This window comes from Bacillus sp. EB106-04-02-XG92, from assembly GCF_058791995.1.
In genome coordinates this window covers 253,334-277,535 of record NZ_JBYTEA010000003.1, presented here as the reverse complement: position 1 = coordinate 277,535, position 24,202 = coordinate 253,334, and the positions used below count along the sequence as shown (strand labels likewise).

Below are 24,202 nucleotides of genomic sequence, written 5' to 3'. Positions count from 1 at the left end.
ACTATTTCCAATCCTCTTCATTCGCCAAAAATAATGTTTCCCCTTTAACGAAAAAAATAGCACTTAAAAAGTGCTATTCCGCTCGCCTTGCCGCTTGCTGAATTGGATCCCAAACGCTGTTATATGGTGGTGCGTAACTTAAGTCGACATCTTCTAAATCGTGAATGCTCATTTTATTGAAAAGCGCCATTGCGATTACATCAATCCGTTTATCTACACCTTCTTCTCCAATTACTTGTCCGCCCAATAATTGCTTCGTGTCAGAACGGTATAGTAATTTCAAGTACAGTGGTTTCGCATTTGGATAATAGCCCGCCATATTTGTAGAATCTACTTTAACTGTTTTATACGGAATATGTAATCCTTTTGCTTCTTTTTCATTTAAACCTGTTCTTGCAAGCGTCAAATCCATAAATTTAATAATCCCTGTACCTAACGTACCTTTAAACGCTCTTCGTTTATCAAGCATATTCAGTCCAGCAAGTCGGCCTTGTTTATTGGCAGTCGTTCCGAGGGGGATATGATCATGAATTTCCTTTATAACGTGATAATGTGTTGCGCAATCACCAGCTGCATATACGTCCTGCACATTCGTTTGCATGTATGCATTTACTTCAATTGCCCCTTTATGATTTGTACGTATATTTGTTCCTTCAAGAAAACCAGTATTTGGCTTCACTCCAACCGATACTAAAACAAGGTCCGCTTTATACATCCCTTTATCCGTTTCAATTTGTTCCACTCTTTCTTTACCTTTAAATGCTTTTACATTTTCATTCTTTAAAATTTCAATATGATGTTTATTTGCTTCTTTATGTATATATTCAGCCATATCTGCATCATAAATCGTACCGATATGATCATTTCTCTCAATCATTCTTACTTTCTTACCAAGTTCGACGAATGTTTCTGCCATCTCCAGTCCAATCGCACCGCCGCCAATAATAGTTACATCCTCAACTTTATTCGTTTCTAACGTTTTTAATATACGCTCAGCATCCGGAATTGTTTTTAAAAGATGAACACCTTGCAAATCTCGACCTTCCCATTCTGGCATAACAGGACGCACTCCAGTCGCAATTAATAATCGATCGTACGGAAATTCAAAAACTTCTTTCGTCTTCGTATGCTCTGCGAACACCATTTTCTTTTCCGTATCTACTTTCGTTACTTCATGTCGTACTTTCGCATCAATTCCATATTTATCACGAAACGTCTTTACATTACGCGCAATTAATTTTTCCGTAGAAGCGATAGCACCACTAATGACATATGGTAACCCACACTGCGCGTACGAATAAATTTCACCTTTTTCTAACGTTACAACATTTGCATTTTCATCGTTTCTTACAATTTGCATCGCTGCACTCATACCAGCTGCATCTCCGCCAATAATGACATAGTTCACTTTACCACTCCTTCTTTTCTACATACTCTTTACGTTTTCCATATTTTATAGAAATAACACCTACTTCTATTGTAAAGAAAGAGAATTTCATCTTCAAATTTGGTGCACAAACCTATGCCTGAATAGGTAGCCGTCGTGTCTTATAAACAACATGTTTAATATGCTATAACAGTTACTATTGAAAGTAGGTGAAACATACATGTGCGCCGGCCTTCTCGCCCAGCTTCCAGATGAACCGCAAGAACCAAAAGAACCGAAACCCGCCCTCTCACTTGACCAAGAATTTTCCATTAATGCAACAATATACAGCGCTCGTGCTTGGTTATCTAACGATGATACGTTTGCGCAAGATATTTGGAAAGCTACCCAATTCGCTTCAGCATCACATGCTGGCAAGTCCATCTTTCCAGTCGGTTCTGTTAAAATTTTGAACTTTTCTGACGATACAATAACTGTTACTGCTTCACCAGATTCAGATCATGCACTCAAAATAGTCGTACCACCCCATTCCGAGGCAGCTCTAACGTCTGGTCCTTTATCCCATATACAAGCTAGTACATCAGGAGGATCAAGTAAAGTCACATTTCTCTTTCACATCTTTTTCTCAAGGGATCCTGGTTCAGATAAATAACCATAGAAAAGGTACAGTTATACACTGTACCTTTTTCACATGTTTATTCTCTTGATTTGATCAATTCAACATTATAAGTTTCAATATCTGTTAGTTTCCCTGTAAAATATGGATTTTCTCTATACCAAGACTGTTTTGAGAAATACGATTGCATATCTTTCGTTTGAAACATATGTCCATGTCTTGCGTATATTTCGTTTCTCGCTATTTTCAACTGTTCTTTCGATAAATATGCTAAGTCCGTACTCGTTAATTTTCGAATATCACTATCTGGAAAAATGAAACCATTATATACATACGGAGTGGTAGACGGCGGAGTAACATTGTAAACAACTGTTTTTTCTGTATCTTTCTTTTGGAATGGAAGATTATAAGACGATAGTGCCGTTACCGTTTCTACCTTCGTCGTTTCCCTTCCATTTTCTCCATTTCGTTCTAAATAAATCGTCGTACTTCCATCAGTTGCTACCGGTCCCCACGTAATTTCTTCTCCCGCTAGCGCTGTAACTGGTTTTTGATTCACGTACAATGTTGCACCAGGTGCGTTCGTTTGCACTGTAATATATTGACCTTGCAACGTTAAATCTACCGTTACGTTATTTTGGCTTTGTTTCATAAGTACAACCTTTTCTTCACGTGATAGTTTCACATTGTCATTTTTATATTCTGCTTGAAACACTTGAACTCCTGGAAGAAACGGTCCATATTGCTTCTCAAACTTTTTGTCATCAGACTTATCAATTTCTTTTCCGTTCATTTTTAAAGATGTACCTTTTTCATTTGTAAGCAGCGTCGTATAATACGTCTTCGTTTTCAATTTATACCGATCAAAGATAAAAAAATACTTTCCATCTTTCGTTAAAGAAAAGTCTGTTCTTTCGATTCCGTTCCCTTGTTTTTCACCTATCCTTAACTGTTCTTTCAATTCATTCACATAAGATGGATTTTCTTTTATATACGAAAATAGTGGCATTAGACTCTCTCTCGTTACAGTAACTGATGGATCATCTGCCGTGACGATTTCAGCTAACTTCTCCCCGTCCCGCTCTTGTACAATAGTAATGATCCGATCTACTTGTGCCGACTGCTTATAGTACGATGATCCGTACAAATACAGTCCAACAATTACTACTGCAAGTAATGTTAAAAGTGTAATGCCAACTTTTGTACCGCCGCTCATTTTCTTCTTTACGACAAGACGTTCTCTCTTCTGACCGCAGTTTTGACAAAATTGCACACCGTCTTCAAGCTGAGTCCCACACTTTGTACATACATTCATCCATTCAACCACCTTTTCTTTAGAGGCCAGTTAATCCTTGTGTAAAGGTTTGAATTATCGTGTTTATGTAAGACCAAAACACGATAAACGTTGCAATTCCAATGAAAATATTTGCGATAAAAAGAGTGTAAACAAGATCTAATCCACCGTTATCTAGTTTTACTGTAGCTACAATTATACTAATTCCCATATATGTTGTAGCCAGCCCTAATAAGATTGGTAAGAAAAAAATTAATAAAAAGCTAAACAGAAAAGAAAACACTAATATAGCAATTGCCGGAGTCGCTATCGTTCCCCATATGCCGAATACTTCAAGAAACGAAAAAGATGATTTCATCATCTTCCCACTAACAAAAATAATAAACCCGACAAATAAAGTTAAAATGAGTAAAAATAAAAAGACCGTTACAGAGTCCAAAAAGAATGTAGGAGTAGGTATATCTGGTGCAAATGTTTTCGTAACAGTTGCTGCAACACTCATCACTCTATAAAAAATACATGCTCCTAAAAAACAAATAAGAACAAGACTTATAATTCCATTTCGCACTTCAACTTTGCCACTTTTCATAATAGCTGTCGGTGCTTGTAATGCGTGTTTAAAAAACTGAAAATAGCCACTTGCAAACCGCTTCGCTTGCTCTACCGTTTCATTTGGTCGAGTTTCCTTTGCTAAATCTACGCGTTCCTGTTGCTCACCTTCTTCCTGTGCGCCACTCGCTACTACTTCCTCCGTCAACGAATGTCCACAATTCCCGCAAAACTTTGCCTCTGCTGCATTTTCCGTATGACACGCCGGACAGTTCATTCTCTTATTCCCCCCCTTAAGCAGATACCATATAGGGTGTTACAAATTCAATATATGACTTTGTACATAAAACATGACTACAAGAAACAGATTCTGAAATCCTTCTTTCAAATGAAAATATATGTGCTAGCAATCTTGAAAAATAATGCTATTATGAAACAGAACAAATAACATTTTTAACAGATTGGATGACTGGCAATGGAATTGGTAAACTCAATTTTTCAAATACTCCTTACAAGCGTAATCCAATTATTTTCCTTAATTGGCGTTATCATTGTAATTGGATTTCTATTAGGCTATTTAGAATCTCTCACACGCATGTATTGGTCGAGAGCTTTCGGAAGAAAAGGATTCCTTTTAACGGCGTGGATCGGTGTTCCTATTCATGAACTTGGACATGCCATTATGTGTGTACTATTTCGTCATAAAATTGTAGCAACGCAGTTTTTCCCAACAGATACAAGTCAAGGTGCTTTAGGTTACGTACAACATCAATACAATCAAAAAAGTGTATATCAACGAATTGGGAACTTCTTCATTGGAATCGGTCCTATTATTTCCGGTATCACTGCATTAATCCTTCTAATGCGCTATTTCGTACCAAATTCATATTTCTTATTTAATACAACTCTCGAAAAAACAATTGCTTCTACTTCTATTAATATAGAAATGGTTCAAAACATGCTCTTGTCGACGTTCGTATTATTGAAAAGCTTATTTACAATAAGTAATGTATTGAATCCTTCCTTTTGGTTATTTTTATTTATCGCCATTTGTATTTCTGCACATATCGCTTTAAGTAAACCAGATATTAAAGGATCAATAGACGGTGTGATCGTCATGTTTATCGTATTATTTTTATTCAACATAATCGCAGGACTATTTCAGTACGATAGTAACCAGCTCATTGGAAAAGTGATGAAGTATAATATGTACCTCATTGCATTTTCTAGTGTGGCGCTACTGTTCTCTTGTATTTCTACACTTGTTAGTTTTTGGTTTTATAAAATAAGAGGAGGGCGTTCGTTTTGAACGCCCTCTTCTCCTCAATTATTACTCTTATAATCACAATGCTCAACCGGAACGCGAGCATGTCCCTCATCATCCGTACACCATGACTGCGACTGGAAGGCTAGAAAGATACCAATCCATTCTTCTTCCTTTTCGAAGTGAATGAGTATGCCTCCATCTTGCCATATACCATTATCGCCTTTCCATTTCTCTACATTCCCTTGATTCATATGAATATCGTGTATACCATTTCCTGGTTCAAAATGAAAATAAGAATCGGGTGTATTTTCTTCTGGTCCCCATCTTTCACCGAACGCGTAAATGGTCGCTTTCTCTTCTATCGCTCGTTCTATATACCGTTCTATTTTTTCATTTAAATCATTATCAACACCCGCTTTTTCAGCTGGTAAAGGAATCATTTGCTTTGAATCAAATAAATTACCTCTTACATAATCTAAAGCTACTTCCGGCTCATTGTTTTTTATTTCGGTAAAACCAAATGGCAATGTCGGTAAAATATGAATTGCTTCTGACCGGATATCATTACTCGCAAAATATAAAACTTCTGACGGATAACTTTGTGACTTTACGTTAATTGCAATACGATAATCCGCTTTTGCTTCGCCTTGTAAATGAACTTGATAATGAGGTGTTTTCCCTTTTCCAATCTTTGATTGTATAACTGTACCTTTTAACACGCCGTAGTTTTTTAGGGGCATACATTTCATCTCCTATTCACTTAGTAGAAGCTTTTCATACTTAAGGCATTATCCATATAAAAAGAAAATCCTCCTTTCTCAGGAGGATTTCTTATTTTCTCAACATATACCAGACAATAACCTCTACCACTACTAGCAAAATTGCACCAAAGATCATTAACGTCGTCTTCTTTAACAATTCATTTTCACGATAAGGAATGTTACATAAATACGCCCCTAGTGTAATCCGTGACGGGCAAGCAATTGTCGCTACTGATGATGCGGTGTTTTGCAGTGTTGTGACGTATTGCCACGGGAGTGCTACGTTTTGTGCAGTTTGCATTTGCAGTTTTATAAACATCGCATTTGATCCTGCGTTACTACCTGTTAAGAATCCACCGATTCCTCCGATAAACGGAGCAACGAAAACGAAAAATGTTCCAAACGTTTCACCAGCTGTTTTTGCCAGTAATGAATGCATGCCAGATGCACCCATTAGTTCTGAAATGGCGATAAACATTGTCGTCGTAATCGCAAAGGGAATCCATTGTTTTATTGTTTGCGTGATTGATTGTTTAATAATATGAGATGGAATACGGAAGAAAATAATAGTAAATAAGCAAGTCATACCGAGCCAAAATCCTGGTGAATATAGTAGCTCCAGTTTATAAGAGTATGATTTTAAATCAAGAACGGCATATGACCGGAACAAATCATGTAATGCTGGAACGAGGCGAGAAAGTAAAATACAAACTGTTAAGAATATATAAGGGCTAATAATTTTTATAATGGATACTTCTCTCTCCGTTGCTGCAGCATGTTCTGTCATTAGACTTTGTTCATTGTTCCCTTTTAATTTAATGATAAGAAAGCCAAATGTAATTGTAACGATAGAACTTAATATACCTGCTAGTTCAACACTTACGTATGCATTAGAAAGATAGATTCCGAGAGAGAATAATAAAAAGAAACCGAATCCTTCTTTCCACTTTTCAATCACAGCCTGCCAGCCACCAACAACGTGTAAAGACAGAATGACGAAATAGGCAAACATCGGAATGCTTAATAGTGCTGTATTTGTGCCAAGTGTTGTAAGCGGTATGTTTATAAGCTGCGAACCGATAATTGTACCAGTTGCCATTGCGCCCCATGAGCTAGCTAGTAAACCGATAAATGAAAGTAGTACAGCTTGAAACGGTTTATAGCCTAATGATAGAAAGATAGGTGCTGCAACCATGAAGCCAATTCCGAATCCACTTACTGATTCAATTAGTGGGCAAATACCAAAACACATGAGCAGCATTTGTAATAAACGATCATGCGTAACTTCTTCTAGAAAACGTGCTACTTGATCGATGTACCCCATTTTGTTCATGAGGTGAAATAAAAAAATACCGAAAAACAACACGTACCCGACAATAAAACAAATTAACCATCCTTTAATCGTTGCGTGCACAGTTTCACTTATCCCTAGTTGAAACGTTGGCGAGAGTAAAACGATTCCAACAGACACAACGTAAGCAATTAAAGAGGATCGTAATGACGTTTGTTTAAATAAAAATAAACAAATGAAGATCATCATAATTGGGATAAGTGCCAACAATATGGCCATGTTATCATCTCTTTTCATTTAAAATACAATTTTTAACTATTATATAACAGATGTCATGATTTTCAATTATTTTTACAACAGATTCAAAAAAGGAGCCAAATGACTCCTTTTCATTCCCATTTTCTATGATCATGAAAAACGTTTTGCTGCCTCATTATTTTGTCTAACAGAACAAACACAATATAAGCACATATGACTTGCAATACAACATTTCCAAATTTCATTAATTCAAATGAATGGATCCATCTGAATAATTCATTTAATAATACAATTGAAACGATACTAAATAGTTCTATACTAATCGAAAATATACATATTTCTAAAATAGATTGTTCTTGAATGCGATTTAAGTTGGAAAAGATGAATACATATCCTACAAATAGAGCCATCAACTCTATTTTCGTCATGCTAATGAGCCAAGCGTATAATGGTACAGTTAAAAGAAGATATAGTAGTTTCCGTCTTAGCATGCTTTCTCACCCTCTAAATTATATGTATTTTCTGTATATTTTAACATTTATTACGCAAAACAAAAAGAAGAGACTTATGCCTCTTCTTTTTGTTTTGTTGCCTGTATTAATTCACATATTTCTTCTCGTTTTTCATTTTCTAACAGCTCAATAACTTTACTTCCAACGACAACGCCGTCACATATTGTAATCATTTCTTCTACATGTTCCTTTGTTGAAATACCGAACCCTGCCACTACTGGTAAATGCGTATGTGATTTTACTTTTTCTAAGTAACTATGAATCTCCTCTTTAAAATTTTGACGTACTCCTGTTACGCCCGCTACTGTAACGGCGTATACGAATCCTTCTGATTCACTCGTAATTTTTTTGATTCGCTCAATTGGGCTCGTTACGGTAACGAGTGGAATTAAAGCGATATTCGCCTCTCGAAGGAGCGGCGCAATAATATCTTGTTCTTCATACGGTAAATCTGGAACGATGATGCCGTCTACACCCGCTTCTAAGCATCTCTCAATGAATTGTTTTTTTCCGAATGCGAGTACTGGATTTAAATATGTCATGAGTACAAACGGAATTTGTACTTCTTTCCTTACCTCTATCAATGCTTGAAAAATGCCTTTTACTGTTACACCGCCATCTAGCGCTCGTTTCCCCGCTCTTTGAATCGTTGGACCGTCTGCAACTGGATCTGAAAACGGGATGCCAATTTCAACGATGCTCGCTCCCGCTTCATCTAAAAAACGAATTCTTTCTTTTAATTTTTCAAGACCACCATCTCCGCCCATTACGTACGGAATAAATGCTTTCTTACCACTTTCAAACGCTGCTTTAATTTTTTCTACTCCCATTTTTTACACCTCTTCCATATAACGTTTTATACTCTCTACATCTTTATCTCCGCGGCCAGATAAGCAAATGACAAGTCCTTCTTCTTTCTTCATTTGCGGCGCTAATTTTAAAGCGTATGCGACAGCGTGTGAGCTTTCTAAAGCCGGAATAATCCCTTCTTTTTTCGTTAATAATTGAAATGCTTCTAACGCTTCATCATCTGTAATGGAATGATAAGAAACGCGTCCAATATCCTTTAGTAAGCTATGTTCTGGCCCAACACCTGGGTAATCAAGTCCTGCTGAAATAGAGTGAGCTTCTTGAATTTGTCCTTCTTCATTTTGCAGAAGATACATCATCGATCCGTGTAAAACACCAACGCTTCCTTTCGTTAAAGTAGCTGCGTGCTTTTCTGTATGAACGCCTTTTCCAGCTGCTTCAACGCCGTAAAGAGCGACTTCTTCATCATGCACGAACGGATAAAACATTCCCATCGCATTACTACCGCCTCCAATACAAGCAACGACTGCTTCTGGTAACTTCCCTTCTAACGCTTCATATTGTTTTTTCGTTTCTTTCCCAATTACACTTTGGAAATCACGAACAATTTGCGGGAATGGATGCGGTCCGAGAACTGATCCCATAATGTAGTGCGTATCGTGCACGTGTGAAACCCAGTAACGAAGTGCCTCGTTTACCGCATCTTTTAATGTACCGCTACCTGCCGCTACGCTTTCTACTTTCGCTCCGAGTAATTCCATTCGGAACACATTTAATTTTTGACGTCTCACATCTTCTTCTCCCATAAAGATGACGCATTCTAATCCGAGTAGAGCACATACAGTAGCGGTTGCAACACCGTGTTGTCCTGCCCCTGTTTCAGCGACAACTTTTTTCTTGCCCATTCGTACCGCAAGAAGTGCCTGACCGATTGTATTGTTAATTTTGTGAGCTCCTGTATGGTTCAAATCTTCACGTTTTAAATAAATCTTTGCACCGCCGCAATACTTCGTCATATTTTCAGCGAAATAAAGTGGTGTTTCTCTTCCAACGTACGTTTTTAAATAATGATTTAATTCCTTTTGAAACGCTTCATCTTGCATCGCTTCTTTATATGCTTCTTCTAGCTCTAATACAGATTGCATTAACGTTTCTGGAACGTATCGTCCTCCGTATATACCGTAGTGACCTTTTTCATCTGGATATGCGTAATTCATTTAGAACACTCCTTCGCTTTTTTAATGAATTGTTTTATTTTCTCTACATCTTTCTTTCCTTCTGTCTCCACCCCGCTACTTACATCGACCATGTATGGCTGAATTGTCCGAATCGCTTCTTCTATATTAAGAGCGTTTAATCCACCAGCTAATATCGTTTTCTCGCGTAACTCTTTTGGCATATGCGTGAGTAACTCCCATGAAAATATCTTTCCATTTCCACCGTGAAACTTTTCTTTTGGGCTATCAAACAATATATAATCCGTTTCATATGCTTGAGCGTTTTTCATATCGGCCTCTGAAGTTACTCCGAGAGCTTTTATAGACGGAATATTCAATCTCTTAATTTGATGGTTATCTTCATCCCCATGTAGTTGCACATGCGTTAACCCGCATTCATCTGCAATTTTCTGGATTACCTCTACTGATTCATTTACGAAAACACCAACCTTTAACACGTGTGCCGGAAGTTCCGTAATAATTTCTTTCGCCTGCTCCAGGGTAATTTTCCGTTTACTTTCTGCAAAAACAAATCCGAGTGCATCTGCTCCGTATTCGCAAGCACGTTTTGCTGTTTCGATATTCGTGATGCCACAAATTTTCACTTTCATATGTTCACCTTACAATCTTCAAAAAAGGTACGAATAGAAGATGATGTCATAAGCGCTTCCCCAACTAATACACCTTTTGCTCCTGCTTTTTTAACACGAATAATATCCTCTTTTGAATGAATCCCGCTTTCGCTAATCCAAAGTAATTTCTCCTCATTTAATCGTTTCCCGAGCTTTTCCGTTTGGTTTAAATCCACTTCAAACGTTTTTAAATTACGATTGTTAATACCGATAACGTGCGGATTTAATTGGATCGCAATTTCTAATTCCTGCTCATCATGAACTTCAACAATCGCTTCTAATCCTTTTTCTAGTACGTAACTATATAGCTCTTTTAACTTCTCTTCCGTTAACGCCGCTACGATTAATAAAATAATATCTGCGCCAGCTTCATACGCTCTATCAATTTGAATTTTATCGATTATGAAATCTTTGCATAAAAGCGGAATGTTACTTTCTTCTCTCGCCGTTTGTAAATCATGCAACGATCCTTTAAAAAACTGACCGTCTGTTAAAACAGAAACTGCTCCTGCGCCGCATTCTTCATATGTTTTTACTTGTTTTCGTACATCAACGTGTAAATTAATATCTCCTTTTGATGGTGATGCTCGCTTTACTTCTGCAATGACAGTAAACTGCTGTAATGCTTCTACAAGTGAATGTGTCTTTCTACTTTCTTCTATTGGTGTATACGTTTCATATAATGCCGCAACTTCTTTTTTCTTTTGGTCTACAATTTTGTCTAAAATCGTCCCCACTTTAATTCACCCTTTCTAATTTTTCATTACTTGCTGCAATTAATAAGTTTAGTTTGGCTAATGCTTTTCCAGAGTCAATGCTATGCGCTGCAAGTGTAATTCCTTCTTCAATCGTTTCTGCTTTTCCATTTGCGAAAAGAGCTAGACCTGCATTGAATAACACTGTATCACGGTAAACGCTTTTTTCTCCTCTTAATACTCCGAGCGTAATCTTTGCATTTTCTTTTGAATTCCCGCCCCTAATCTCTTCATTTTTGACTATTTGGAAACCGTATTTCTCAGGTTTAATACTCGTTTCTACTATTTCATTATCTTTTAAAATGACAACGTGATTTTCTCCTTGTAATGATGCTTCATCTAAAAAACCACTTCCGTTTACGACAAGCGCTTGTTTTCTTCCTAGTTTCTGTAATACTTGCGCAACTGGTAGTAACATGTCTCGTTTATAAATGCCGACAAATTGTGTTTCTAGATTAACTGGATTCGTTAACGGTCCAATTAGGTTGAAGATCGTCGGCACGTTCAATTCTTTTCTTATTTTCATAATGCGTCTTAATGCTGGATGCATCGCTGGTGCGAATAAAAATGCGATTCCGACATGCTCTAATAAATAATCAATTTCGTTTGGCGTACTGCTAATATTTACACCGAGTTCTTCTAATAAATCTGCACTTCCTGTTTTACTAGAAACAGCTCGGTTACCGTGTTTTGCAACTTTTACGCCAGCTCCTGCCAGCACAAATGCCGACGTTGTACTAATATTAAATGTTTTGGCACCGTCACCACCCGTTCCGCAATTGTCCATTGCTCCTTGTATATGGTTCGAAAACGGTAATGCCTTTTCGCGAAGTGCTCGAACGAGGCCGTATATTTCTTCTGCTGTTTCACCTTTCGCTTTCAGTAAGACTAAGAAAGCCGCAATTTCACTTTCCAATATGTTTTCATTTAATAAAAGAAGCCCCGCTCTATACATTTCCTCTTCTGTTAAATGTTGTCCCTCTACTAATTTATGAAGATAGTTATTCATACTCTTTCCTCCTCTTTCACTTCGCCTAAAAAGGCACGTATTAACTTTCCGCCTTCTTCTGTTGCGATTGATTCTGGATGGAACTGTAATCCGAATAGCGGATAATAATTGTGACGAACTGCCATAATTTCTCCGTCGTCCATCGCTGTCGCTAGTATGTCAAAACACTCTGGCAAACTTGTCTGCGCTGCAACAAGGGAATGGTAACGCATCGCCGTTAATGGCTGTGTTACATATGAAAAGATTGAAGTTCCATTATGTTTCACACGTGATGTTTTTCCGTGTTTAATGCGTTCTGCTCTTACGATCTCTCCTCCAAATGCTAATATAATCGCTTGATGACCAAGGCAAATACCTAATATGGGAACGTTCTTATAAAAATGACGAATCACTTCGATACAAATACCAGCATCCTCTGGTTTTCCTGGCCCCGGTGAAAGAACAATTCCTCTTGGCTTCATTTCTTCTAATTGTTCTATCGTTATTTGATCATTTCTTACGACTACAATATCTTCTTCGTATTCTCCTAACAGTTGATACAAGTTATATGTGAATGAATCGTAATTATCAATTAGTACAATCATTTCATTACCTCCAATAATGCTCTCGCTTTATTTAACGTTTCTTCATATTCAGCTACTGGATCTGAATCATAAACAATGCCCGCTCCTGCCTGAACGTATGCTTTTTCATCCTTTACGACCATCGTTCGAATCGCAAGCGCCATATCAAGATTCCCTGAAAAACTAACGTATCCAACTGCTCCTGCGTATACATTTCTTTTTTCATTCTCTAGCTCATTAATAATTTCCATCGCTCTAATTTTTGGAGCGCCTGACACTGTTCCTGCTGGCAAGCAATATGCTAATGCATCAAATCCACTTATTATTTTTCGCAATGTTCCGTAAACTTCAGATACAATGTGCATGACGTGAGAGTATTTTTCTACTTTCATATATTTATCTATCGTTACGGAGCCAATTTCACTTACTCTGCCAATATCATTTCTTCCAAGATCCACAAGCATCATATGCTCCGCTCTTTCTTTCTCATTTTCTAACAGTTGTTTTTCAATTTCCGCATCTTCCTGCTTCGTTTTCCCTCTCGGCCTCGTACCAGCAATTGGATTCGTCATCACTTTATCTTCTCTTACCGATAACAAACTTTCCGGCGAAGAACCGAGTACAACATAATCTTGAAAATTAATATAGAACATATATGGTGATGGATTGGCAATTCGAAGTTTTCGGTATAAAGCGAACGGATCACCAATACATTCACTTTGCAAACGCTGAGATAATACGACTTGGAATATGTCCCCGGCCCCAATGTATTCTTTCGCCGTTTCTACCATCGCGCAAAATTCTTTTTCTGTTATAGAAGAAGTGAATGATAATGTTGATCTTATTTCAGTTACTTCCGCTTCTTCTCCCTTTAGCACTTCCTCTTTGTATACTTGCAATCTTTCATATACTTCTTCATAATCTGCTGAATCATCTTCCCTGCATACATATACAAATGATAGTTTTTGGCGTAAATGGTCATACACGATAAACTCACGGTACAGTAACAGGTGTACTTCTGGAATATTTAGTGGATCGTGTAAATCTGCTCCAATGTTTTCATACTGCCGAATGACGTCATAGCCAATATAACCAACTGCTCCTCCGCAAAATGGGAATGGACTGTCTACTTGAGCTGACCGGGTTTCTTCTTCTAACACTTGTAGTACGTTACCTTGCAGCTTTTCTGCCCGGCCGTAAATCGTTCGTTCCACTTCCGTACCTACGCTTTTCACTTCGCCATATGGATTACATCCTAAGTAAGAATAGCGTCCTTTATCTTGATGAAGTTGCGAACTTTCTAATAAAAACTTTTTCTTTCCTTTCATACGTCTATATAAAGAAATTGGCGTAATGCTATCTCCTTCTTCTTCGGTAATTACTAAAAATGTTTTTTCTTCTCTTTTCCGTTTCATAAATTCTTCTTTCGTCATCATGTCCTTCACCTCACCCTGAAAAATAAAAAAGTCCTCTACATATCGAAAATATGTAGAGGACGATAGATTTACCGTGGTACCACCTCATGTTGGACGCAAAAGCATCCCGCTTTATTCAGGTACAAAATATATACCTTATCCTTGTAACGGCGGAACCCGGGTTGCCTACTGAAAATAATTGTTCAGCATACCTCTCGTAAGCCCATTCCGTATATGGCACCGCACCGGGCTCCCACCTATCCCCGGCTCTCTGTAACGTCTCCAATATACGTACTCTTCTTACTTCAACGATTTCATTTATTTAATTTTTTGTACACAAAAAGGGAGTACTCATCCTATAGAAAGGACGGGTACTCCCGTGGTGCCACCTTAATTCGTTACGAACGTAACGCACTTTACCGTATCAAAAACAATACGTGTCTCTTGTATCGATGAGATCATGTCGCCAAAGCCTACTTCTTTCGTTTCGGTTTGGAAGCTCCGAAGCCCATTCCACATCAATTCCATACTGATTCGCACCAACCATCAGCTCTCTGACATGTTCATCATGTGTACTCTTCTTCATCAACGCTTGCATTTTTTAAGTTGCACTCATTATAGACTTAACTTTTTTCATAAGTCAATACTTTTTAAAAAATTTTATTTTTCTCTCCTTTCAATATTATATTGACAAAACAACCTCTTTTTATGTAAATATAATAAATACTCTATTAAAAATAAGGTTTTTTGTATGAATATTATATATTAAAAAAGTAAAATGACATCAAAAAAACGCTTACATTTCTGAAAATTCGTATTTCTGTATGGATTTTTCAGAATAATCATGATAGATTATAAATATGCATAACGCATCAAAAGACATGACAAAAGAAAGGGGAACTACATGAGTACGCAGATGTTAATTTTAACTTCTATCTCTATTTACATGCTCGGGATGCTAATTATCGGCTATTTCGCTTATAAGCAAACATCCAACTTAACAGATTATATGCTTGGCGGGCGTACACTAGGCCCCGCAGTAACAGCATTAAGTGCTGGAGCAGCTGATATGAGTGGTTGGCTTTTAATGGGCTTACCCGGTGCAATGTTTAGCGTTGGATTAAGTAGTAGCTGGATTGCGATTGGCCTAACATTAGGGGCATACGCAAACTGGATCTATGTCGCTCCTCGCTTACGTACCTACTCTGAAATTGCAAACAACTCTATTACTATCCCAGAATTTTTGGAACACCGTTTCCATGACAAATCTCATATGCTACGCCTAGTATCTGGACTTGTTATTATGATATTTTTCACGTTTTATGTAGCTTCAGGATTTGTCTCTGGCGCTGTATTATTCGAAAATTCATTTGGACTCAATTACCATGTTGGGCTTCTTATCGTTGGTGGAGTTGTCGTAGCTTACACATTATTTGGTGGATTTTTAGCTGTAAGTTGGACAGACTTCGTGCAAGGAATCATTATGGTAGTCGCTCTTATTCTTGTTCCAGTCGTAACAATTATGCACGTAAATGGACTTGGTCCAGCATTTGAAACAATTAAATCTATCGATCCGGCATTATTAGATATTTTTAAAGGTACTTCTGTATTAGGAATTATTTCATTATTCGCATGGGGCCTTGGTTATGTTGGGCAACCACATATTATCGTACGCTTTATGGCGATTTCTTCTGTAAAAGAAATTAAAAGTGCACGACGTATTGGTATGAGCTGGATGATTTTCTCTGTTGCTGGAGCTATGTTTACTGGCCTTATCGGTATTGCATACTATTCAAAAGCAGGTTTAAAACTTTCTGATCCAGAAACGATTTTCGTTGAACTTGGCACTATTTTATTCCATCCACTTATTACTGGATTTTTATTAGCAGCTATTTTAGCAGCTATTATGAGTACAATTTCTTCTCAACTTCTCGTTACTTCGAGTGCAGTAACAGAAGACTTATATAGAACATTCTTTAAGCGTGATGCTTCTGATAAAGAACTTGTATTTGTCGGTCGTATGGCTGTTCTTGTTATTGCTTTAATTGGATGTGCATTAGCACTTAAACAAAATGATACGATTTTAGCTCTTGTTGGATATGCTTGGGCTGGGTTCGGTTCTTCATTCGGACCTGCTATTTTATTAAGCTTATATTGGAAACGTATGACGAAATGGGGCGCGCTTGCTGGTATGGTTTCTGGTGCCGCTACTGTTATTATATGGACTCAATTCAAATTCTTAAAAGATTTCTTATATGAAATGATTCCAGGTTTCGCTATTAGTTTACTAGCTATCGTAATTGTTAGTTTACTAACACAACCTTCAAAAGAAGTTGAAGAGCAATTTGAGAATTTCGAAAAACAACATAGTCATAATCTATAGAGGGAAAGCTCTGCTGTTATCGTATCAGCAGAGCTTTCTTTTTATCCCGCATTAACGTGCAGTAAGACCCCCACTGATTAAAGTTTCACTTTATCAAAGTTCGACAATCTTCTGCTCGAATTTAACAATTTCTTTATGTTTCGTTAAATTAAACATAACACTACTCCTTTATAGTAATACTATCAGCACTTATACAGAAAGGGGACTCCAACATGTTAGCGGCTTTCCAGCAACAACAAACACGAAAATTTTCACCTATCACAAATACTTCTGCGTCTTGTTTGAACATACAACCTAATCCACCTAAAATTTCAATTGCTCCTTCTGTTATTTCAGTCATCGGTGTTCATATGGGAAAAAATAAGTTGAAAATAAGAACGGGACAAAGCACTGAGTTATCAGCTTCCGTGTTGCCGATGCAAGCGACGAATAAAGAACTTATTTGGACAAATATGAATGCTGATGTTATCACACTGTATCCAAAGGGGGACACGGTAACGATTACTGGAAAAAGTGCAGGTAGAGCAGTCGTAATTGTCACAACTGCTGAAGGAAAGTTCCGTGACCTATGTATCATTCACGTACAACCTTATATGACAAATCCAAAGTAAAAGAGTGGCTACGAAGCCACTCTTTTACTTTATTTCAATGTGTGGATTTTTACTTTTAACAAGATTGATGAATTGCTCTTTATCTTTAGGAGAAATAATTTCTGTTTGATGTGCACCATAAACAATTTCAAGTCGATCAAATGACAATGCATGGGCTGCTATTGGATTTTTTGTATTTAAAATTTGTTTTATATCTCGTATAAATATGCGCTTTTTAACGAAACCTGATCTAATTGTAATTGTTTCTTCTCCGACGATGTATTTTGTCGAAAACCAACTCCAAATAAATAATATCGCTAATGGAATTGTAAAAAATAAAAGAAAATATTCTCTACCTGCAAATAGGGGAGCAAAACACGCTCCAATGACAACGAAAAAAATCGGATATAGCCATACATCTTTTTTTGATGGGAATTCCATTTCCTTCCCCCTTCCACACCCGTATTTATATAAAACAAAAAGAGAAGTATCACAACTTCTCTTTTCTCCTCTAACATTATAATTCCTGTGTATACGCCGGCTCGTTTACTACATTTTTTGCTGTTCGTTTTTGTTGCTGTAGTAAGAAAACAGATACACCAAACAATACGAGCATGCTACCGATAATCTGCATGGCATTTAGTCTTTCACCGAGTAAGAAGAACGCTAGTATAGATGCTCCAACGGGTTCTCCTAAAATACTCATTGAAATTGTTGTTGCATTTACGTAGTTTAATAACCAATTATTAATGACGTGTGACACTGTCGGGACAACCGCAAGTAAAAGAAAAACGGTCCAATCCCACTTCGTATAACCTGTAAAAGGCACTTGCAACACTATATTATAAATCCCCATAAAAATACCTGCGAATGCAAAAACTGTAAAGCTGTAAATCCAGTGTGATACTTTCTTTACTGTCGTTTGCCCGATAAATAAATAACCGACAACCGCTATTACACTTAAAAAGGATAATATATCTCCATAAATTGCTTGTTCACTTAGCCCTAAATCTCCCCAACCAATACACATTACGCCTAATATCGCAATTCCCATCGTTGCAATAGCTGAGTATGTTGTTCTTTCTTTAAATAAGAAAAAACCTCCAATTAAAGATACGATTGGTTGAAGCGCTAAAATAATCGTCGAACTCGCAACTGTCGTATGCTTTAAAGATTCAAACCATAATAGAAAATGAAGTGCTAAAAAGAAACCAGATCCAATTAAAAATCCCCAATCTTTTATTTGAATCTTACTAAACTCTTCCCGTTTTTTCCAAACGATAGGCAGCATAATAAGTACGATAATCCATAATCGATACATACTTAATATGGAAGATGGTGCTGAGGACATCTTTACAAAAACTGCTGCGAATGAAATGGCTATGATGGAAATGGCTAATGGTAGTGCGATTGATCTTTCTTGTTTCAAATTCCGTCTCCCCTCTCACCTGTCAAAAATCCCACTTCATTATATCCGTTTTCTTTCCTAACTTAAATACTAATTTTTTAGATTCTTCATACCATTATGGTAAAATAGAAATGAAGGCACCTATTAGTGGATATTTCTTTTTCACTACAAGCGTCGCTCTTACAATCATTACAGTAAATTTTTATTTAGGGGGATCCACATGAATCAAACAATCGGGAGAATTGAAGAAATTTCATTTTATAGCGCATCACTTCAAGAAGATGTTACACTTCTCGTTTACTTACCGGTAAACTACACACCACTGCACAAACATACAGTTGTCATTGCACAAGATGGTAGAGATTACTTTCAGCTTGGTAAAGCGCACCGTGTAATTGAGCGCCTTCGTGAAACTGAAGAAATTGACCGTACAATTATTGTCGGTATTCCATATAAAAATGTACACGATCGTAAAGAAAAATATTTCCCAAATGAAGTAAAAAACGCTGCTTATATTCGTTTCCTTGCTCATGAACTTGCACCATATATCGATGAAAACTATCCAACATACCAAATGGGAAAAGGACGTGTGTTAATTGGTGATTCTCTTGGCGGAACAGTTTCCTTCATGACCGCACTTATGTATCCGCATACATTCGGTAAAGTCGTTATGCAATCACCATTTGTGGATGAAACCGTGATGAAATTAGCAACAGAGTTCAAAAATCCGGAGGCGTTAGAACTTTATCACGTTATTGGAACAGAAGAAACAGCTGTAAAACGAACGGATGGACAAATATCTGATTTCGTAGGACCGAACCGTGATCTCAATACACTTCTAACAGATAGAAATTTCATTACACATTACGAGGAGTTTGAAGGTAATCATACGTGGAAATATTGGCAAACTGATTTACCGAAAGCTTTCTCTCATATGCTATCAATGAAATAATAGAGAGCAGTATTCAGAATAATTTGATATAATAGATTAAGAGAGTTATTTTCTCAAAATCTAACTAGACTTACAAAGGGAGGAATTGGAACATGAAATTAGGCATTGTAATTTTTCCATCTAAAATGATTCAAGATAAAGCGAACGGATTGCGTAAACGTTATGATCCGCATTACGCATTAGTTCCGCCACATATTACATTGAAAACACCCTTTGAGACGCAAGATGAACAATTAGAATCGATTGTAAACGAGTTACATACAATCGCAAGTAAAACGAACCCTTTCACTCTTCATGTTGGAAAAGTTGGTTCATTCGCACCTGTTAATAATGTTCTTTATTTTAAAGTAGAAAAAACACCTGAACTTACTTTCTTAAATGAAGAAATGCATAGCGGATTCTTTACACAAGAACGCGAATACGCTTTCGTACCTCATTTAACAATCGGACAAGGCTTATCGGATGCAGAGCATGCTGACGTATTAGGTCGATTACGTATGAAAGATTTCTATTATGAACAACCAATTGATCGCTTCCATCTTCTATATCAATTAGAAAACGGAACATGGACTGTACACGAAACATTCCACCTTGGAAAGGGGAACAACTAATTTGCACGCACAGATCGTACAAACGGACGAACAACTAAGAGATGCATTCTCTGTACGTAAGCAAGTATTTGTGAATGAGCAGCAAGTTTCTGCCGAAGAAGAGTATGATGAGTTTGAAGAAACTTCTATACACGTTGTTATATATGATAATGATGTTCCTGTTGGTGCTGGACGTTTTCGCACCATTGATGGGATTGGAAAAATGGAACGCATTTGCGTACTAGCTTCCCATCGTAAAAAAGGCATTGGAAAAATTGTTATGGATGCACTTGAAGCATATGCGAAGGAAAACTCGCTACCAAAATTGAAGTTGCATGCTCAAACACATGCTGAAGATTTCTATAAGAAACTTGGATATGTAACGAATTCTGATGTATTCATGGAAGCAAATATTCCTCACATCGTTATGATAAAAGAATTGTAATTTGAAAACAGGAGGTATCCCCTCCTGTTTTTTACATTGCTATTTTCTATTTCTTCCGCTAAAGTTAAATGTTGATGCTATAGTTTTGAAGGTGAATATATGACACAAGAAAAATTTTCACAAAAATCATTAACGCACGCTGACATTCCGCGTGCAACATATCATATTCCGAAAACATCTACCCATTTAATTATGGAAGAAGATGCAGATGCGGCGTATTTCCGTGCACTCGAACAACAAAATGTATTTTTAAACGAAAAACAATTAGAGGCCGTACGAACGACAGAAGGCCCTGTTCTTACATTAGCTGGTGCTGGAAGCGGGAAAACATCTGTTTTAACAACTCGCGTAGGTTATTTAGTAAATGTAAAACAAGTTCATCCGCGAAATATTTTATTGCTTACATTTACACAAAAAGCAGCTGAAGAAATCCGAAATCGTGTAGCGAAGTTACCCGGTATGAATCACGCAGCAAGTAACTACGTTGTTGCTGGTACGTTCCACTCTGTCTTTTTAAAATTGCTTCGTAGTCAAGGATATAATCAGCAAATTTTAGCAAACGAAAAACATAAACAAATTATGATAAAGAAAATTTTAAAAGAATTACGTTTAAAAGACGATTATGATGCTGAAACGATGCTCGCGATGATTTCACTTGAGAAAAACAAATTGAATCGTCCGAAAGATGTAAAAGCAAAAACACCCGTTGAGCAAGAATTTAAAGAAGTATACGAGCGTTTTGAAGAAGTGAAACAACGATATAATTATATCGATTTCGATGACATCTTATTAGAAACATATTATATGTTAGAAAATAATGCTCCGTTGCTTACTCAATTACAACAACGTTTCCACTATATTGAAGTAGATGAGTTCCAAGATACATCGTATGCACAATATGAAATTGTAAAATTGTTAGCTTCGCCAAGAAATAATTTGTTTATCGCAGGTGATGACGATCAGGCGATATACGGCTGGCGAGGAGCCAGTCATCAAATCATTTTATCTTTTCCAAAAGAATTTGATAACACTACGATTATCGCACTTAATACAAATTATCGATCCAATCCCTTTATTGTCGGACTTGGAAATGAAGTTATCAAACTAAATCAAGAGCGTTTTGACAAAGAGCTGTATTCTGTACGTGAAGAAGGTGTACAACCTTTTTACGCAAGACCGGCTACCACTCTTGATGAAGCAAATCAAATTTTGCAGCTCATTCAAGAAAAAGTAGATAGCGGCGAACGAAACTATAAAGATTTTTGTTTACTATATCGCACACATTCTGTAAGCCGTTCATTACTTGATCAGCTTACCATTCACAAAATCCCGTTTATTAAGCACGGTGCGAGCCAATCATTTTATGAACATTCTTTAATAAAGCCTGTATTAGATCATTTACGACTAGTGATTGAGCCGTTTCGATTAGAATCACTTTCAAATATATTGCCAACGATGTATATCGGGCGTGATGATTGTATTTCATTTATTGAACGTGAACAATGGAAATATGGTGAAGGTCGTTTCCCTTCTCTTCTTCATTTCTTATTATTAAATCCGAGCTTAAAACCTTTTCAAGTGAAAAAGGTAAATGAGCGTATCGACTTTATTAAATTTATAAAAGAATTAGAACCGAAAAAAGCATTAAAAGAAATTATTCATGGTAAAGGAAAGTATTTAGAGTACTTACAAAGTAACGATCGTTCTTCCTTTACGATGCATAAAGATATACAAGAAGAAATGTTAGAAGAGTTAATGGAGTCTGCAACTCGTTTCACCGACATTCCAGCTTATTTACAATTTATTGATGAAGCAATTCAAGGTCAAAAAGAAATGGAAGCATTAAAAACAATGCCGCAAAAAGATGCTGTTTCGCTTATGTCTATTCATAACGCAAAAGGCCTTGAATTTCCATGCGTCTTTTTACTTGGAGCGAGCGATGGTATTCTGCCTCATACTTCTTCTTTAAAAGATGCAAATGATCGTGTTACAGAGACTTCTGAAGCTTTAGAAGAAGAACGCCGATTACTTTATGTCGCTATTACACGTGCGAAAGAAGAATTGTACATTTCTTCTCCGCAATTTTTTAGAGGAAAAAAATTAGATATATCTCGCTTTTTGTATACTGTACGAAAAGATTTACCTGAAAAGACATCCACTAAATAAGGATGTCTTTTTTTCATATTGCATTATGTACATCCCTACTATATAAATTCCTTGTTTTTATCATAAGAATTAACGTAATATCAACCATATTTCGTTCATATTGTAATAGTGTATGTCAGAACTCATGATAAGGAGTGAACATAATGAGCTGCAATTGTAACGAAGACCATCATCATCATCACGATTGTGATTTCAACTGTGTATCAAATGTCGTTCGTTTTATACATGAATTACAAGAATGTGCAACGACAACATGCGGATCTGGTTGCGAAGTTCCATTTTTAGGAGCACATAATAGTGCATCTGTAGCAAATACACGCCCGTTTATTTTATACACAAAAAGTGGAGAACCTTTTGAAGCATTTGCACCAACTGCAAACCTTTCTAGCTGCCGATCTCCAATTTTCCGTGTCGAGAGTATAGATGATGATGATTGCGCTGTATTGCGTGTATTAACTGTAGTATTAGGTGATACTTCTCCTGTACCACCTGATAATGATCCAATTTGTACGTTTTTAGCTGTACCAAATGCAAGATTAATATCGACCAACACTTGTCTTACTGTTGATTTAAGTTGCTTCTGCGCTATTCAATGCTTACGTGATGTTACGATTTAAAACTAAATAATGAGTTAAGCATGGATTGGGTGGCAGAATTTTCTGCCACCCAATCCATGCTTAAAAGGTATTATTATGTATTTTTTATAAAATTGGGAACTTGTCTAGAACATAGAACCTGTCCTTTTCATTAACTGAAAGTAGAAACAGATAAAGGAGTGAAAAACATGTTCTCTTCTGATTGCGAATTTACTAAAATCGATTGTGAGGCGAAACCAGCTAGTACACTACCTGCCTTTGGTTTTGCTTTCAACGCTTCTGCCCCTCAGTTCGCTTCATTATTCACACCATTACTATTACCTAGCGTAAGTCCAAACCCAAATATTACTGTTCCTGTAATAAATGATACAGTAAGTGTCGGAGATGGCATTCGAATTCTACGAGCTGGTATTTATCAAATCAGTTATACATTAACAATTAGTCTTGATAACGCACCTGTTGCACCAGAAGCTGGTCGTTTCTTCTTATCATTAGGTACGCCAGCTAACATTATTCCTGGATCAGGTACAGCAGTTCGTTCTAACGTTATTGGTACTGGTGAAGTAGACGTATCCAGTGGTGTTATTCTCATTAACTTAAACCCTGGCGATTTAATTCAAATTGTACCAGTTGAGTTAATTGGAACTGTAGACATCCGTGCTGCAGCATTAACAGTTGCACAAATTAGCTAGTAAAAAGCGGTATTTCTTCCTTAGAAATACCGCTTTTTATATTT

General features: G+C 36.9%; 25 protein-coding genes and 2 other annotated features. Of the genes, 10 read left to right on the top strand and 15 right to left on the bottom strand.

Annotation, left to right across the window (positions count from 1 at the left end):
- Window positions 1–73 precede the first annotated feature (73 nt).
- On the bottom strand, window positions 74–1,408 hold the full coding sequence (locus tag AC3WVA_RS10330) for an FAD-dependent oxidoreductase (protein WP_098881093.1): 1,335 nt from the start codon (window positions 1,406–1,408) through the stop codon (window positions 74–76).
- Window positions 1,409–1,607: 199 nt separating this feature from the next.
- Between AC3WVA_RS10330 and AC3WVA_RS10325 the strand changes: the two genes are divergently transcribed.
- Window positions 1,608–2,039, top strand: coding sequence for a hypothetical protein (locus tag AC3WVA_RS10325; RefSeq protein ID WP_048526746.1), 432 nt, complete (start codon window positions 1,608–1,610; stop codon window positions 2,037–2,039).
- A 43-nt stretch (window positions 2,040–2,082) separates the two neighbouring features.
- Here AC3WVA_RS10325 and AC3WVA_RS10320 read toward each other — a convergent pair whose 3' ends face one another.
- Together AC3WVA_RS10320 and AC3WVA_RS10315 are read right to left on the bottom strand one after the other, a co-directional pair.
- Window positions 2,083–3,318 carry a TcaA 3rd/4th domain-containing protein gene (locus AC3WVA_RS10320; protein WP_492321889.1) on the bottom strand — a complete coding sequence of 412 codons (1,236 nt, stop codon included), beginning with the start codon at window positions 3,316–3,318 and terminating at the stop codon, window positions 2,083–2,085.
- Between the two features lie 19 nt (window positions 3,319–3,337).
- On the bottom strand, window positions 3,338–4,123 hold the full coding sequence (locus AC3WVA_RS10315) for a zinc ribbon domain-containing protein (RefSeq protein ID WP_098881091.1): 786 nt from the start codon (window positions 4,121–4,123) through the stop codon (window positions 3,338–3,340).
- 198 nt (window positions 4,124–4,321) lie between these two features.
- On the opposite strand from AC3WVA_RS10315, the gene AC3WVA_RS10310 reads away from it, so the two are divergent.
- Window positions 4,322–5,155 carry a hypothetical protein gene (locus AC3WVA_RS10310; RefSeq protein ID WP_098344726.1) on the top strand — a complete coding sequence of 278 codons (834 nt, stop codon included), beginning with the start codon at window positions 4,322–4,324 and terminating at the stop codon, window positions 5,153–5,155.
- Between the two features lie 14 nt (window positions 5,156–5,169).
- On the opposite strand, the gene AC3WVA_RS10305 is transcribed toward AC3WVA_RS10310, so the two are convergent.
- From AC3WVA_RS10305 to trpE, 10 genes are all read right to left on the bottom strand, one after another.
- Window positions 5,170–5,853, bottom strand: coding sequence for a DUF2278 family protein (locus AC3WVA_RS10305; RefSeq protein ID WP_098881090.1), 684 nt, complete (start codon window positions 5,851–5,853; stop codon window positions 5,170–5,172).
- Window positions 5,854–5,944: 91 nt separating this feature from the next.
- On the bottom strand, window positions 5,945–7,444 hold the full coding sequence (locus AC3WVA_RS10300; RefSeq protein WP_492321888.1) for an L-lactate permease: 1,500 nt from the start codon (window positions 7,442–7,444) through the stop codon (window positions 5,945–5,947).
- A gap of 110 nt (window positions 7,445–7,554) precedes the next feature.
- Complete coding sequence (locus AC3WVA_RS10295; RefSeq protein WP_098344729.1) at window positions 7,555–7,914, bottom strand: DUF4029 domain-containing protein; 360 nt, start codon at window positions 7,912–7,914, stop codon at window positions 7,555–7,557.
- A 74-nt stretch (window positions 7,915–7,988) separates the two neighbouring features.
- Entirely contained in the window at window positions 7,989–8,765 is a 777-nt protein-coding gene (trpA, locus tag AC3WVA_RS10290) for a tryptophan synthase subunit alpha (RefSeq protein WP_098344730.1), read from the bottom strand.
- A gap of 3 nt (window positions 8,766–8,768) precedes the next feature.
- Window positions 8,769–9,962 carry a tryptophan synthase subunit beta gene (trpB, locus tag AC3WVA_RS10285; RefSeq protein WP_071758958.1) on the bottom strand — a complete coding sequence of 398 codons (1,194 nt, stop codon included), beginning with the start codon at window positions 9,960–9,962 and terminating at the stop codon, window positions 8,769–8,771.
- Entirely contained in the window at window positions 9,959–10,573 is a 615-nt protein-coding gene (locus tag AC3WVA_RS10280) for a phosphoribosylanthranilate isomerase (protein ID WP_098521085.1), read from the bottom strand. The genes trpB and AC3WVA_RS10280 overlap by 4 nt, the downstream gene beginning before the upstream one ends.
- Window positions 10,570–11,331, bottom strand: a complete 762-nt coding sequence (trpC, locus tag AC3WVA_RS10275) for an indole-3-glycerol phosphate synthase TrpC (RefSeq protein WP_048526737.1) — start codon at window positions 11,329–11,331, stop codon at window positions 10,570–10,572. The genes AC3WVA_RS10280 and trpC overlap by 4 nt, the downstream gene beginning before the upstream one ends.
- A gap of 1 nt (window position 11,332) precedes the next feature.
- Entirely contained in the window at window positions 11,333–12,358 is a 1,026-nt protein-coding gene (trpD, locus tag AC3WVA_RS10270) for an anthranilate phosphoribosyltransferase (RefSeq protein ID WP_098344732.1), read from the bottom strand.
- Window positions 12,355–12,942, bottom strand: coding sequence for an anthranilate synthase component II (locus tag AC3WVA_RS10265; protein WP_492321887.1), 588 nt, complete (start codon window positions 12,940–12,942; stop codon window positions 12,355–12,357). Before AC3WVA_RS10265 ends, trpD begins: the two co-directional genes overlap by 4 nt.
- Complete coding sequence (gene trpE / locus AC3WVA_RS10260) at window positions 12,939–14,357, bottom strand: anthranilate synthase component I (protein WP_142320933.1); 1,419 nt, start codon at window positions 14,355–14,357, stop codon at window positions 12,939–12,941. The genes AC3WVA_RS10265 and trpE overlap by 4 nt, the downstream gene beginning before the upstream one ends.
- Window positions 14,358–14,409: 52 nt before the next feature.
- Window positions 14,410–14,654 (bottom strand) — a binding site (T-box leader).
- Between the two features lie 42 nt (window positions 14,655–14,696).
- Window positions 14,697–14,934: a binding site (T-box leader), on the bottom strand.
- Window positions 14,935–15,240: 306 nt separating this feature from the next.
- Here trpE and putP point away from each other — a divergent pair.
- Together putP and AC3WVA_RS10250 are read left to right on the top strand one after the other, a co-directional pair.
- Window positions 15,241–16,719, top strand: coding sequence for a sodium/proline symporter PutP (gene putP, locus AC3WVA_RS10255; protein ID WP_048526733.1), 1,479 nt, complete (start codon window positions 15,241–15,243; stop codon window positions 16,717–16,719).
- A 212-nt stretch (window positions 16,720–16,931) separates the two neighbouring features.
- Window positions 16,932–17,330, top strand: a complete 399-nt coding sequence (locus tag AC3WVA_RS10250) for an Ig-like domain-containing protein (protein WP_098344735.1) — start codon at window positions 16,932–16,934, stop codon at window positions 17,328–17,330.
- 24 nt (window positions 17,331–17,354) lie between these two features.
- Here the strand turns inward: AC3WVA_RS10250 and AC3WVA_RS10245 are convergent, their stop codons facing one another.
- On the bottom strand, window positions 17,355–17,750 hold the full coding sequence (locus AC3WVA_RS10245; protein WP_048526731.1) for a PH domain-containing protein: 396 nt from the start codon (window positions 17,748–17,750) through the stop codon (window positions 17,355–17,357).
- Between the two features lie 76 nt (window positions 17,751–17,826).
- A complete protein-coding gene (locus tag AC3WVA_RS10240; protein ID WP_098344736.1) occupies window positions 17,827–18,738 on the bottom strand; it encodes a DMT family transporter in 912 nt (303 codons plus the stop codon).
- 199 nt (window positions 18,739–18,937) lie between these two features.
- Here AC3WVA_RS10240 and AC3WVA_RS10235 point away from each other — a divergent pair, with 199 nt between their 5' ends.
- The 6 genes from AC3WVA_RS10235 to exsF all read left to right on the top strand — a co-directional run bounded on the left by AC3WVA_RS10235 (window position 18,938) and on the right by exsF (window position 24,158).
- Window positions 18,938–19,669 carry an alpha/beta hydrolase gene (locus AC3WVA_RS10235; protein ID WP_048526729.1) on the top strand — a complete coding sequence of 244 codons (732 nt, stop codon included), beginning with the start codon at window positions 18,938–18,940 and terminating at the stop codon, window positions 19,667–19,669.
- Between the two features lie 92 nt (window positions 19,670–19,761).
- The gene (locus AC3WVA_RS10230) at window positions 19,762–20,280 is read left to right on the top strand and encodes a YjcG family protein (RefSeq protein ID WP_048526728.1); all 519 of its coding nucleotides are present in this window, start codon (window positions 19,762–19,764) and stop codon (window positions 20,278–20,280) included.
- Between the two features lies 1 nt (window position 20,281).
- Window positions 20,282–20,704 (top strand): GNAT family N-acetyltransferase, encoded by a 423-nt coding sequence (locus AC3WVA_RS10225; RefSeq protein ID WP_048526727.1) that lies wholly within the window; start codon window positions 20,282–20,284, stop codon window positions 20,702–20,704.
- Between the two features lie 99 nt (window positions 20,705–20,803).
- Window positions 20,804–22,870 (top strand): ATP-dependent helicase, encoded by a 2,067-nt coding sequence (locus AC3WVA_RS10220; RefSeq protein WP_071758963.1) that lies wholly within the window; start codon window positions 20,804–20,806, stop codon window positions 22,868–22,870.
- A 143-nt stretch (window positions 22,871–23,013) separates the two neighbouring features.
- Window positions 23,014–23,487, top strand: a complete 474-nt coding sequence (gene cotY / locus AC3WVA_RS10215) for a spore coat protein CotY (RefSeq protein WP_048526725.1) — start codon at window positions 23,014–23,016, stop codon at window positions 23,485–23,487.
- 167 nt (window positions 23,488–23,654) lie between these two features.
- Window positions 23,655–24,158, top strand: a complete 504-nt coding sequence (gene exsF / locus AC3WVA_RS10210; RefSeq protein ID WP_000492933.1) for an exosporium protein ExsF — start codon at window positions 23,655–23,657, stop codon at window positions 24,156–24,158.
- The last annotated feature ends 44 nt before the right edge of the window (window positions 24,159–24,202 follow it).